Origin of the sequence: Pseudoalteromonas luteoviolacea CPMOR-1 (assembly GCF_001625685.1) — a bacterium.
GTDB classification, from domain to species: domain Bacteria; phylum Pseudomonadota; class Gammaproteobacteria; order Enterobacterales; family Alteromonadaceae; genus Pseudoalteromonas; species Pseudoalteromonas luteoviolacea_K.
On sequence record NZ_AUYC01000039.1, the window covers coordinates 49,360 to 62,866 of the forward strand.

Genomic DNA, 13,507 nt, shown 5'->3' on the forward strand with positions numbered 1-13,507 from the left:
CGCAGCTCAGTTTGCGCACACTACATGTGCGCAAATCAATTTATTGATCCCAGTAAGATTGCTCTAAAGAGTCTTCTCTTTCTGGTAAACCACGAGATAATCGCGGTGAATGCTGTACCAGTACCTCAAAGCTTGCGCGGTTTGCATATTTGCTGATCTGTGCAAGTGAAGAATAGGTAATTGCAGCTTGCTCGTGCTTAGCAGAATTTGGCACGTTCAAACGATGGTAAACGTTAGCTGACAAATCATGCAATACCGCAGCGAGTGCACAGTCCCCTGCACCATTGGTGTTTTTAATGGTGTCTGGACCACCCATGTATGGTGCTGTATGGCTATATACACGAATAGGATTATCACAGTGAGACTTGCGCATTGCGCGCGAGAATTCATAGCGGTTAAATTCAGGAATAGCACCTGGCAATAGCGGGTATTCGGTTTCACGCTTCATGCTATCTTCCACATAACCTGCCATATATAAGCCTGTAGGGCCTGCTGTACAGATCACTAAATCAACCCAGTCAAGTGCTTTATCTGCCGCCATCAGTGGGTCATCAAAGCCTGTGATAGCTTCGCCTTCTTCCTCGTTCATCGCGAGAATATCAACGTGTTTTTCGACAAATTCAGCCCACCACTGCGGATCTTGTTCAATTAAGAACTTGGTACCTAAAGTGAGTACAACTGGTACGCCTGCTTTGTTAGCATATTCTACCGCTTGCATGGTTGCTTGTGTCATTGTCTCATCGCCTTTGGTACGCATGAGATACGCACTGATCACCAAGGCAGATGCGTTTTCGATCAATGATTGGCTAATTGACTCTGGGCGCAAGTAGTTCATTAAACCTGCGCTGATAGCAAAGGTACGTTCACCGCTATCATCAATCAGTGTGAAGCAACGGCCAATGGGACCTGCAACTGGCTGAAGGTGGTCTAGATCGACGCGGCTTGATGTATTACATAAAAACTTATATGCATAGCTGCCGATTTCAATACTTTCACTCATAACACCTAATAGCACTGAGCGATCGTCAGCCAGTACCGAATAGTTGTGCATGGTGTTGCCAATGGTGCCGCCAGCAAATTCGTAGTCAATCATGTCATCACGTTTTAAACGCTCATAAAGTGCATTGGTGACATCATTGTCTATGACTTGTGACATACCACGCTGCAGGTGGAATTCATCCAAAAAAGCTTGGTCGACTTTCGCTTCGATGTCGACAACGATTTGGTCGATGCCGCAAATATAGTTACGTTTCAAGCGATCTTCAGCATTTAAGTGGTTGATAAGTGGGTCCTTATCTTCCACAGGAAAATAATGCTTATGCCTACGGTGTCCCGGAAATTTCATGTTTTACCCGTGTGTTTTGAGCTCATTAAATAAAAAAAGCGGCGAATTATAGCCTAATTTTATATTGGTGAGCCATGGTAATTTGGTAATTTTAGCAATAATTCTGTAACCAAGGGGTTTCTACAGCGCAAGCTGGTATACTAGGTTTCATAGTTACTCTGTAAATTTTAGTATGAATAACCAAGAATTAGACGAATATTGGATGCGACAAGCGCTGGCATATGCTGACAAAGCAGAGGCAGAGAATGAAATCCCCGTTGGTGCTGTGATTGTGCAAGATGGAGAATTGATTGCTGCGGGCTGGAATCGCTCAATTGGTTGCCACGACCCATCTGCGCATGCAGAAATGATGGCTATCCGTGAAGCGGGCAAGCAAGTGCAAAATTATCGTTTAGTCGATTGCACCTTATATGTCACATTGGAGCCGTGCCCAATGTGCGCAGGGCTGTTGGTACATAGCCGGGTTAAACGTGTAGTTTTTGGTGCGCATGACGCTAAAACTGGCGCGGCAGGGTCGGTCATGAATCTATTGCAAGAACCGCAATTAAATCATCAGCCAGAGGTATGCTCCGGTATACTTGCTCAGGAATGCAGTGAGAAGTTATCGAACTTTTTTAGACGTAGAAGAAAAGAACATAAGGCTGCGAAAAAAGCGCGCAAATTGCAAGATAATAATGCGGCTCAAGATTGAGCCGTTTTAGCATCTGCAGCAAGCTGTAATAAAGAGTAGATGCGGCGGCGCAGGAGAATTTTTTTATGTATGTTTTTGAGCATCACACGACGGCGATTTGGGTTCGTGTTACGAGTATTGCGCTTAAATTGATGAGTTCGACGTCTTCTTAACATCAGAACCTCCTTACTGTGAGAGAAAAACTTTACGCGTGACAGAGATACCTGTTTTATATGACAGGCTTATGACAACGAGACTAGGATGCCGTTAATTACCGGAACTGAAAGGGAGCGCTCCATTTTCGTCTAACCAGACCAGAGCGTCGAAGTAGCGGCGTATATTATCGACATAATGTACAGCAACATCGCCACGCGCATATCCATATCTTGTACTTCGATAGTAGCGTTTTTTAGTCAGCAGTGGTAGTCGTTTTTTAACATCCGCCCAACTATTCGGATTGCCACCTTGTTGTTTTGTCAGTTTTAATGCATCTCTGACATGCCCCATACCTACGTTATACGCAGCTAAAGCCAACCAAGTTCTGTCTGGATCAGATACACCCTCAGGTACCCTTGAAATTAAGTTCGCAAGGTATTTTGCGCCGCCACGGATGTTTTGTTCCGGTTTAAGTCTGTGTTTAACTCCAACACGTTTGGCTGTACTTTGAGTCAGCATCATAATGCCACGAACGCCGGTGGGGGATTTTGCTCTGGGGTTCCACATAGACTCTTGATAACTCAGCGCTGCCAGTAGTCGCCAGTCTACGTTATGTTCTTGTGCATATTCGATAAACCATGGCGCGTATTTAGGTAGTACAGCTTTGCTTGCTTCGACAAACGCCACAGTATTTACGTAATTGAACTGCTCAACATGACCAAAATACTTTTCTTCTAAAGCGGCAAGCTGATTGTTGCTTTGTATCTTGGCAAAAAATGGCAGCAGTAAAGCATAGAGTGAGTCATCATTATGCTTTTTCATCACCCAAGCGATAGGATCTGATTGAGTGACAGAAAACGCAATGCTGAGGTTGGGATGATAACGTCGAAAGAGTGCCAGTGAGTGAGAGTCAACGATGGTGTATTCAATGTCACCTGATAAAATACCTTGCAGTAATTCTTCTTGATCTAAGGCTTGGGTCGTTTGCCATTGTAGCTCAGGATAATCTTGTTTTGCCGCTTGTAACGAAAGTAAGTGATGGCTATTGGCGAGTACGGTAACAGGCCCTGTTAATTGACCATAGTGCCGAGGGCGCTTTTTCCCTTGTTTGTATACTAACTTTTGACTGATGTCTCGATAAAAAGGGCCAAAGCGAAAGTGTTCGGCGCGCTTTGGGTGGTAACTTATCCCTGAGGCAATGATGTCTATGTCGCCTCGCTTTAACTGCTCAAAGAGCTTTGCTAAGTTGAAAAATGGAGTGATGTGAAGGTGGACGTTGAGCTCATCGGCAAACATCCCCGCCAATTCATATTCGAAGCCTTCTTCCTCGTTGTTGCCCTGATAATAGGTCGCAGGGCCGACCAAAATCCCAACATTCAATGTCCCTCTGTTCTTGATCTGTTGAAGTTGATTTGGGGGCGCTTTGTCACAGCCAACGAGCAAGAGAAACAATATTACAATGCTTAATAAACCCTTTAGCTTGTTTTGTACCATGCTTTTTCCATATATGAACTTTATTAAGTTATGTGTTAATTCTTTGAGATACAGTGTGTTTGCACGCGATGTGGGTGTGCACTAAAAGCAAAATCAAACTTTTAATCGTATGCTCTCAAGTATATACCTATTTGTGAAGCGGGTTTTTTTCGATAAATGACAATTTTGAGTTAAATCTGTGCGTCAATTCGACTATAATAGCGGCCCAAAATATCGTTCAATCCTTAACCCCGGATGAAATATCTATGTTAATCCTACGTGGTGCACCTGCACTTTCTGATTTTAAAGTCCAAAAGATCCTTAAAAGCTGCGCGGATGCAGAGTTACCTGTTACAGGCGTATATGCTGAATTTATGCATTTTGCTGATGTAACGGCTGACCTTTCAGAGACAGAACTCGACAAGCTAAGCAAGTTATTAAAGTATGGGCCTACCGCCGTCGAGCACAAGCCTGAGGGAACACTTATTTTAGTGACGCCTCGCATTGGAACTATTTCTCCATGGGCTTCAAAAGCAACTGACATCGCGAACAACTGTGGTCTAGATAAGGTTCACCGTGTTGAGCGTGGTATCGCTTACTATGTTGAGGGCGCACTAAGCGCAGAGCAATTAGCGGATGTGGCCAAATTACTTCATGACCGCATGACAGAGTCTGTACATAGCAATTTAGAAGATGCAGGACAGTTATTCCGTGTTGAAGAGCCGCGCCCAATGTCATCTGTTGACATTCTTGGCGGTGGCCGTGAAGCACTTGCAACGGCCAACGTTGAGCAAGGTTTTGCATTAGCGGATGATGAAATTGACTACCTAGTAGAAAACTTCACAAAGCTAGGTCGTAACCCGAACGACATCGAGCTATTCATGTTTGCACAAGCGAACTCTGAGCACTGTCGTCACAAAATTTTCAACGCCGATTGGACAATCGACGGTCAAGAGCAGCCTAAGTCGCTGTTTAAAATGATCAAGAATACTTACGAGACGCACCCTGAAAATGTACTGTCTGCTTATAAAGATAACGCAGCGGTAATGAAGGGCTCTAAAGCGGGTCGTTTCTTCCCAAATAAAGAAGGCGAGTACAGCTACAATCAAGAGAACATTGAAATCTTGATGAAGGTTGAAACGCACAACCACCCAACGGCGATTGCGCCATTCTCTGGTGCATCGACGGGTTCTGGTGGTGAAATTCGTGATGAAGGTGCAACAGGCCGCGGCTCTAAGCCAAAAGCAGGTCTAGTTGGCTTTACTGTATCTAACCTTCGTATTCCTGGTTTTGAGCAGCCGTGGGAAACAAACTTCGGCAAGCCTGGCCGTATCGTTAATGCACTAGACATTATGATCGATGGCCCTCTAGGTGGCGCGGCGTTTAACAACGAATTCGGTCGTCCTAACCTACTTGGTTATTTCCGTACTTACGAAGAAAAAGTGAATAGCCACAACGGTGAAGAGGTACGTGGTTACCACAAGCCAATTATGCTTGCTGGTGGTTTAGGTAATATCCGTACTGAGCATGTGCAAAAAGGTGAAATCCCAGTAGGCGCTAAGCTAGTAGCCCTTGGTGGTCCTGCTATGAACATTGGTCTTGGTGGTGGTGCTGCATCATCAATGGCATCGGGTCAGTCAAACGAAGACCTAGACTTTGCTTCTGTACAGCGTGAAAACCCAGAGATGGAGCGTCGTTGTCAGGAAGTTATCGATAAATGTTGGCAGCTAGGTGATGAAAACCCAATCGCATTCATCCACGATGTGGGCGCGGGTGGTCTTTCAAATGCATTCCCTGAGCTAGTAGACGATGGTGGCCGTGGTGGTAAATTCCAACTACGTAACATCCCGAACGATGAGCCGGGTATGGCACCACATGAGATCTGGTGTAACGAATCACAAGAGCGTTACGTACTTGCCGTAGCAGCTGAAGACTTCGCACGCTTTGAAGAGATCTGTAAGCGTGAACGTGCACAGTACGCGGTGATTGGTGAAGCGACAGAAGAGCGCCACTTAACCGTTGCGGATAGCCACTTCGATAACAACCCAGTCGACCTTCCACTTGAAGTGCTACTTGGTAAAGCGCCTAAGATGCACCGTGACGTTGAGTCAAAGCAAGTTGAAGGTGAAGCACTTAAAACAGATAGCATCGACGTAGAAGAAGCTGCTAAGCGTTTACTTCGTCTACCGACTATCGCTGAGAAAACATTCCTTATCACCATTGGTGACCGTACGGTAACAGGTCTAGTGGCACGTGACCAAATGGTTGGCCCTTGGCAGGTACCAGTGGCAAACTGTGCAGTAACAGCAGCTGCGTTTGATACTTACCACGGTGAAGCTATGTCAATGGGTGAGCGTACACCTGCGGCACTTCTAAACTACGGTGCATCTGCACGTTTAGCAGTGGCAGAAGCGTTAACGAACATTGCAGGCGCAAACATTGGTGGTCTTGAGAACATCAAATTATCTGCAAACTGGATGGCAGCAGCAGGTCACCCAGGTGAAGACGCAGGCCTTTACGAAGCAGTTAAAGCGGTAGGTGAAGAGTTATGTCCAGCACTTGGTCTAACTATCCCAGTTGGTAAAGACTCAATGTCGATGAAGACAACATGGCAAGACGATGGTGAAGACAAGGCGGTTACAGCACCACTTTCTCTAGTAATCACTGCATTTGGCCGTGTAGAAGACATTCGTAAAACAGTCACGCCTCAGCTTCGCACTGACAAAGGTGATTCAAGCCTCATCCTAGTTGATTTAGGTGCCGGTCAAAACCGTATGGGTGCATCAAGCCTTGCACAGGTTTACAAGCAACTTGGTGACAAGACGCCTGACGTTGATAGCCCAGAGCTATTAAAAGGCTTCTACAACGCGATGCAAGCACTTGTAGCAGACGACAAGCTACTTGCTTACCACGACCGTTCAGATGGTGGTTTATTCACAACTGTCGCTGAAATGGCATTCGCAGGTCGCACAGGTGTGACAGTAAACTTGGATAGCCTAACAGGCTCTGACATCGAAGCGCTTTACAACGAAGAGCTAGGTGCCGTCATTCAGGTTCGCAACTCTGATCTTGCAGCAGTTGAGGCGGTGTTAGCTGATAACGGCCTTACTGCAATCAGCCACACTATCGGTGCACTAAACACGGAAGGCAAAGTTATCTTCAACCGTGGCGGCGAAGCTGTGCTTGCCAATACACGCACTGAACTTCGTACTATCTGGGCTGAAACGACCTATAAGATGCAGGCACTTCGTGATAACCCAGAGTGTGCTAAGCAAGAATTTGATGCAAAATTTGACGAAAAAGATCCTGGTCTTAACGTCAAATTGAACTTCGACCTAAATGAAGACGTTGCTGCACCTTACATTGCAACCGGTGCGAAGCCTAAGATGGCAATTCTTCGTGAGCAAGGTGTTAACTCACACGTTGAAATGGCAGCGGCATTTAACCGTGCAGGCTTTGCAGCAGTCGACGTACACATGAGTGACATCCTTGAAGGTCGCCTAACGCTAGAAGAGTTCAAAGGCCTTGTAGCATGTGGTGGTTTCTCTTACGGTGACGTACTTGGTGCTGGTGAAGGTTGGGCTAAGTCAATTCTATTCAATGACATGGCACGCGACCAGTTCCAAACCTTCTTTGAGCGTCAAGACACGTTCAGCTTAGGTGTGTGTAACGGCTGTCAGATGTTATCAACTCTGAAAGAGCTTATCCCTGGTACTGAGCACTGGCCACGTTTTGTAACTAACAAGTCGGAGCGTTTTGAAGCACGTTTCAGCCTTGTTGAAGTACAAGAAAGCCCGTCAGTATTCTTCCAAGGTATGGCTGGTTCTCGCATGCCAATCGCAGTATCTCACGGTGAAGGTCACGCTGAGTTTGCAAACGACGCAGCAGTGAAAGCAGCACTTGAGTCAGGCACAGTCGCAGTTCAGTATGTTGATAACTTTGGTCAGCCGACTACGCAATACCCGAATAACCCGAATGGTTCACCAGAAGGTATTACTGGTATTACATCGCTTGACGGTCGCGCAACAGTGATGATGCCACACCCAGAGCGTGTATTCCGTGCAGTGGCTAACTCTTGGCACCCAGATGAGTGGAAAGAAGATAGCCCATGGATGCGTATGTTCCGCAACGCACGTAAGAACGTGGGTTAATTGAGAACTCTGTAGTATGAAAAAAAGGTCACTTCGGTGACCTTTTTTATTGTTTGAAGAAAGCGAACTCTTGGCAGCGATACCCACGACAAGAGTGGAAAGAAGATAGCCCATGGATGCGCATGTTTCGTAACACACGTATGAATATTGTCTAATTATTTAGCTTGTTTGAATAAGGCCACTTTAGAGTGACCTTTTCTATTCTGAAACTTGAGTCTCACCATAATATATTGTTATTTTAGATACTCAGTTACATCTACTGCTTGACGTGCTGTGTCTAACTTTAAAAAGTCTTTAAATATTGATGTGTGCCCTTGACCGCCAATCACTAACACGCGTTCGCCCGGTTGGGCATATTGTTGAATATTGGCATACATGCGGAAGTTTCTGTGCCACCAACTGGCGGCGGCATCTGCGCCCTCGAATCCTTTTCCTGCACCCACATGGTTGGTTTTAAAGTATAAAGACTTATTGAGGTTGTCCCACTCAGTACTATTACTGATAAGTAGCAGCTCTTTTAATGACTTTGTCATTTGGTTGTGTTCCATTTCTTGGGTGAGTTGAGCAATAAATGCTCCAAAACGCTTTTGCGTGTTGGCGTCATGTTGCGCCATGTACTCAAACAAAGGTTTAGATTGCCAGTGGATTTCTTGCTCGTCATATAAATGCACATGGCTCAGACCTGCATGTTTGGCTACTCTAAATCCCAGTTGGTAGATTTCATTACTTTTTAAAGTAAATTGCCCTTGTAAGTATTGCGTATATTCTTGCTGAGTTTGCTTTTGATACTTTTTATTATATTCCAGTAGCACCACCGTTGGTTTAAAGTCACTGATCCGCTTAGCGAGTGCCTCTAAATAGCTTTGGTTTTCGGGTGTCATGACATTAATTTGTTTGGTTTTTACGGTATCAGCTTGCGGGTTTGCAAAGTGAAATACACCCATGAGCATGAGCTGCGCAGGATCTGGTTGTGTTGGCTCTTTAGCCGTGATTGAAAATGATTGTAACAGGGCAATGATACACAGAGTGATTTTTTTCATTTTTATATCTCCAATGATACGCCTAAAACAGATGAGTAAGGCGGCTTCAAAACATAGCGATCAGCGTGAATTAATAGTTAAATTAGGTACAGATCGACATAATATAATTGATTCTTATACGCATTCATACGGTTTGATTGTTGAAAAAATATCAGGTTTGCAGAGAAGGAGTTGTAAATGTTGCGTTCGTAAACGGCGTTTGCATTGATGGTACGCTGTTATTGATACAGCCACCTAAGGTTTACGATGACCGTGTATCTGAGTTGGCAGTGACCTTTTTGGTAAGATTGAATCAATGATCAATTATAAAAGATATCATGGTTATTTCTGACAAAAAAATCACCCCTTTTTGTGGCTTCTGTCGTTATATCTGTTAGATAAGCAAAAGCATAATAAAAACGCATCGAAGTACATGTTCGGGAGCAAACGAGGTCAACCTTATCTAGCGGCCGATAAACATAATCATAAGATACAAATCCGAGTTTATCGTTCGTTTAGTTCAGTGTAAATTGACCATGCTTTTTAACAGCTAAGATTCATAATAAAAAAGGAAGAAGTAATGACGAGACTTTTATACACCACTTTAGCTGCGTCAATGACACTTGCACTGGCTGCCTGTGGCGGGTCTTCAGGTGGGAGTAATACTGTTCAGGCAACAAATCAAACCCAACAAACCAATACAGAGGGCACTGCACAAGTTAACAAGACTGAAGCACAAACAATTACTCTAAGAGCTGAGTCTGAAGAATGTTGGCGTTATCAACCTATGCAAGTTGATATTGTATTTCACGATGAGAGCGGGGCATCGTTAGGCTCAGCTCAAACAGACTTCAATGGTAATTTCTCCGGAGAGCTTCCTGTCGGCACAAAGCACCTTTCTGTGATTGGTGAAGTGAGTGACAGTGTTGACGGTGAATACAAGTATATCCGCACAGAACTTGATATTGAACATAGAGAGAACTTGGGAACTTATTATTTTAGAACATCTAAGCAGTGCAGCTGTGAGATGTATAAAGTGGATGATTCGGATTTAACATTAACGCAAAATGGGTACTTCCTTCTTTCTAATAGTACCTTACCATCCAATGGTAACATAGCTGTGTGTGATGGCAGTGAAACGTTATATTTAGCGGCGATTTCACGTGAACATAACGATGCTAAAGCGGCGGTTATTTCATTGCCAGATAGCCCGCAAACGGTCAAAATTTCTGATGCGGACTTTATTCATCATGGCGTGACAGTGGATAAACAGATAAGTCATACAGCCCAAGTAATAGGCACTTTTGGTACTGCCTCAGACGCATCTGCATTAGTATTTAATCAAAGGCAAACAACCGATGAAACTATGCCGTTATATGTTTTCCCTGATGCAGTGGAGCACAGTTACTACCACCAAATAGAGTTCAAGCAAACCACGACAGACGTGGCTCGATTCAAGGTATGGACATCAGCTAGAAGCAAAGTAAACACAGAACATGAGTTCGGCGAGAATGAAATACCCCTGTTATCAGGAAGTTTGAATGACGAGATATTGGGCGTGTCTGGTCGAGAAAACGCGACGTATGACTTTAGTACAATAAATGAGGATTTGACCCGCGTTGAATTTAAATATAGCTACTTGGTCAGTGATAATGCTGAGACACGCTATGACTGGCAGATAAATGGCGGAATTAAAGGGACCATCCCACAGTTGTCTTTTGGAGATGTGTTCAAAATACCGGAAGAAGACACAAAGTTGGAGGAGTTAGGCGCATATTTATACGGGTACCTAGGTAACGAAACTGACACTGAGACATATGCGAGGTTGTTAGATGTTATCGCAAAGGGAGAGTCTCGACATCGGGCCGAATTTGACAACTTTATTTATACGAGGGCGTTGGTCGAGTTTGACTAATACGACAAAAGGTCACTAAGGTGGCCTTTTTTGCTCTTTGACGGTTACTTAAAATCTTATATGAGTGAGGTAACTACCTGTTTAAAAATCAAAATATATACAGAGTTAGCGGTATCTCTATAACTTTTGCTAATTTTACAACTTCTTACGCTCTTCTACATTACATTGTGTGCATGATGGCTTAAACTAATCTTTCTGATGGAAAATAGTTTAGGAACGAATGCGACGTTTTTTAGTATACGTTGGGATAAGCTGCGGCTTATTACTGATCACGGCTTTTATTTTTCGATCGCCTTTAAGTCTTGCGGTTGCCAACCTGTATCTAACACAAGATCAAGGTCAGCTAAATTGTTTAGAGTGGTCTGTCGCAGGCTTCACTGAAATACACATTAGCAAGGTGTGTTTTAGGCATGAACAAGCCAATGTGGTTGGTGAGAATATCTCTCTAACACCTAACTTGATCGCGGTCCAGTCGCTGAAGGTTGAGCAAATCTTAGATGCGTCAGCGCAGTCATCTAAGCCTTTGAAAAAGCTTTCACTGCCTTTGTTGAACGCTCGACCACTGTTGTTGGTAAACAATGCACTTATAGAATCAGCGCATTTGCATCAGCCATTGAATATCTCAATTAATGAAACAGCGTTCAATACGTTTAACATCAAGGGCGATATACTCGCGCAAGTCACCGTAGCATCAGATAACATCACAGTGAATACTAATTTATCAAGTGCAGGTTTTACACCGTATTTTCCAGCGCAAATCCAGCATCTGTCGGGACAATTGTCGGTCACATTCGATGGTATACAAGCCGACCTAGCAGCCAACTTGACAGCGCATATTGTAGATAACAGCGTCGTAGATTGTCCGGTTGAGGCGCACCTCAGCGGAGACGTGTCTAGCCGCGTTAATGTAAATACACTTGGTGCCAATATTGATTTATCGATGTTAGATATGCGCCTCAATGGTAAAGCTTGCAAAGGGATGGTTCGTCTCCAACATTCTCTCCCAGCAGATGTGCTGAGCACGAGTTGGCAGCTGTCCGTGCCTAAACCATTTTCAGCAACCATGAGTCAGCTTGAAATTTCCGAGCTTCGCTTGAGTGACCACAATGATAAGTCCTCTATAGAATTCAATAACGTATTGTTTAGCATGACCCAACACACTCTCTCTTCCAATTTGAAAGTGAGCCATCAACATGAGCTGGGTTGGTTGGCGCTTCAGTCAAAGCTGCAAGTCGAGGACAGTCGCCTATCAACTCAGGGAGATTGGCTAATCAGTAGCGCAGCGCTGGGCTCTGAGGATGCTGTAACGGTACAAGATTTGGTTAGCCAGGGAGACTTTTCGCTGTCAGGCAAACTTGGAGAAATTATCAAGGTTCATTTCACAGCACACACATCGATTGGTAAGCTGACAAAAGCGCAAGCGGGTTTTGATAACACTGAGCTGAATGTAGATGCGCGCTTCACTGTGGACATGGGCCATTTGGAAACAGCGTTGAACCAAGCGTTTGAAGTGGAACTACTGAAAACAGACATGAGTGCAGAGCGCTATCGACTTGAAGATGTATCGGGCAAACACGTTTTAATTGAGAGTAAACTCACGCTAAATGCGCAGCAAAAATTGACTGGATCGTTTGATATTGAAGTGGGGTCGTTCAAGCGGGCACAGCTACGAGGTAAAGACATTGCTCATGCCATGGTATTTAATAGCGATCTTAACGAGACTGAATTGGCTGTGCAATTTGATGGGGAGACGCACCTTGGGTTAGTGGCCACACCTCAGTTATCTTTTAGGCATGGTGTTTTGACCTCAGCGGGGCGTTTCTCTGAACAGTTAACGTTAGAGCATGTTTTTCATCTTGATGAATTAGAGGTGTTAGCGAAGCAGAAAATAGGGCCACAGCTAAACGAGCTGGATGTGACCATACCGGAGCAAAGTTTCTTAACTTTACAGTCAATAATTCAACAACTTGACCCTAAGCTACAACTTAGTGAAGGGACTGTTTCAGCCAAGTTGAAAGGGGATATGACAGCACGTGCCTATTTCTTTGATATGACCTTGGAAGAAGGCGGTATTTTGTATGACTCCCATTATTTGAGTGGGATAAATATGCCCATTACAGGGAGAATGCAAGCTGATCAAATCACGATAGAAGAGTCGCTGATAGGTATTCAAGAGATCCGCTCTGGCGCTGTCATTGAAAATGTTCAAGCAATCTTATCATCTTATGATGGCAAGCCGATGTTGAGTAACATCAGTGCGTATATATTTGATGGCCAGCTCAGTGCTGAGCAGGTAAGTCTCTCAACAGATGATCAACGCTTTTTAGTCGAGGCTGACAACTGGGATCTCGCAGTGATTGCCAATGCGGCAAAAAATGCAGGCGTTGAGCTGAGTGGACGTGTTTATGGGCAATTACCTGTGACGATAATTGATGGAAAACTAGAGATCCATGATGGTAAGCTCAATAACATTGATGTGGGTTTACTGAGTATTAAAAATAACCAGTCAGTCGAGGCGTTGAAAGCACAGCAACCGAGCTTGGAAACTGCTTTTGGTATGTTGGAGAGATTGAATATCGAGAAGCTGTCGAGTGACGTGAATATGTCGTCCGACGGTTGGCTAGACTTAGGCGTGCAAATAACCGGAGTCAATGAGCAACAAGGGCAACCAATTAACTTTAATTACACACACAAAGAAAATATTTTTCAGCTATTTAGGGCGTTGCGCTTGAGCGATGAAATCACTAAAGAAGTTGAGAAAGCATTAAACTAACAGGA

Annotated in this window: 8 protein-coding genes; 4 read left to right on the top strand and 4 right to left on the bottom strand. The window is 44.3% G+C overall.

The features are described 5' to 3' along the window. Nucleotides 1-40: 40 nt before the first annotated feature. Nucleotides 41-1,345 carry an inosine/guanosine kinase gene (locus N473_RS17495; RefSeq protein WP_063369045.1) on the bottom strand — a complete coding sequence of 435 codons (1,305 nt, stop codon included), beginning with the start codon at nucleotides 1,343-1,345 and terminating at the stop codon, nucleotides 41-43. Nucleotides 1,346-1,517: 172 nt separating this feature from the next. Here N473_RS17495 and tadA point away from each other — a divergent pair, with 172 nt between their 5' ends. Next, nucleotides 1,518-2,036, top strand: a complete 519-nt coding sequence (gene tadA / locus N473_RS17500; protein ID WP_063369046.1) for a tRNA adenosine(34) deaminase TadA — start codon at nucleotides 1,518-1,520, stop codon at nucleotides 2,034-2,036. On the opposite strand, the gene N473_RS26540 is transcribed toward tadA, so the two are convergent. Together N473_RS26540 and mltF are read right to left on the bottom strand one after the other, a co-directional pair. Continuing rightward, nucleotides 2,027-2,191 carry a hypothetical protein gene (locus tag N473_RS26540; RefSeq protein WP_023399498.1) on the bottom strand — a complete coding sequence of 55 codons (165 nt, stop codon included), beginning with the start codon at nucleotides 2,189-2,191 and terminating at the stop codon, nucleotides 2,027-2,029. The two genes, tadA and N473_RS26540, sit on opposite strands and share 10 nt — an antisense overlap. A gap of 91 nt (nucleotides 2,192-2,282) precedes the next feature. Then, nucleotides 2,283-3,665, bottom strand: a complete 1,383-nt coding sequence (gene mltF / locus N473_RS17505; protein ID WP_063369047.1) for a membrane-bound lytic murein transglycosylase MltF — start codon at nucleotides 3,663-3,665, stop codon at nucleotides 2,283-2,285. 245 nt (nucleotides 3,666-3,910) lie between these two features. Between mltF and purL the strand changes: the two genes are divergently transcribed. After that, nucleotides 3,911-7,795, top strand: a complete 3,885-nt coding sequence (gene purL, locus N473_RS17510) for a phosphoribosylformylglycinamidine synthase (protein WP_063369048.1) — start codon at nucleotides 3,911-3,913, stop codon at nucleotides 7,793-7,795. A 233-nt stretch (nucleotides 7,796-8,028) separates the two neighbouring features. Here purL and N473_RS17515 read toward each other — a convergent pair whose 3' ends face one another. Then, complete coding sequence (locus tag N473_RS17515; protein ID WP_063369049.1) at nucleotides 8,029-8,835, bottom strand: DUF5694 domain-containing protein; 807 nt, start codon at nucleotides 8,833-8,835, stop codon at nucleotides 8,029-8,031. Nucleotides 8,836-9,394: 559 nt separating this feature from the next. Here N473_RS17515 and N473_RS17520 point away from each other — a divergent pair. After that, the gene (locus N473_RS17520) at nucleotides 9,395-10,729 is read left to right on the top strand and encodes a hypothetical protein (protein WP_063369050.1); all 1,335 of its coding nucleotides are present in this window, start codon (nucleotides 9,395-9,397) and stop codon (nucleotides 10,727-10,729) included. A gap of 220 nt (nucleotides 10,730-10,949) precedes the next feature. After that, the gene (locus tag N473_RS17525) at nucleotides 10,950-13,502 is read left to right on the top strand and encodes an intermembrane phospholipid transport protein YdbH family protein (protein WP_063369051.1); all 2,553 of its coding nucleotides are present in this window, start codon (nucleotides 10,950-10,952) and stop codon (nucleotides 13,500-13,502) included. The last annotated feature ends 5 nt before the right edge of the window (nucleotides 13,503-13,507 follow it).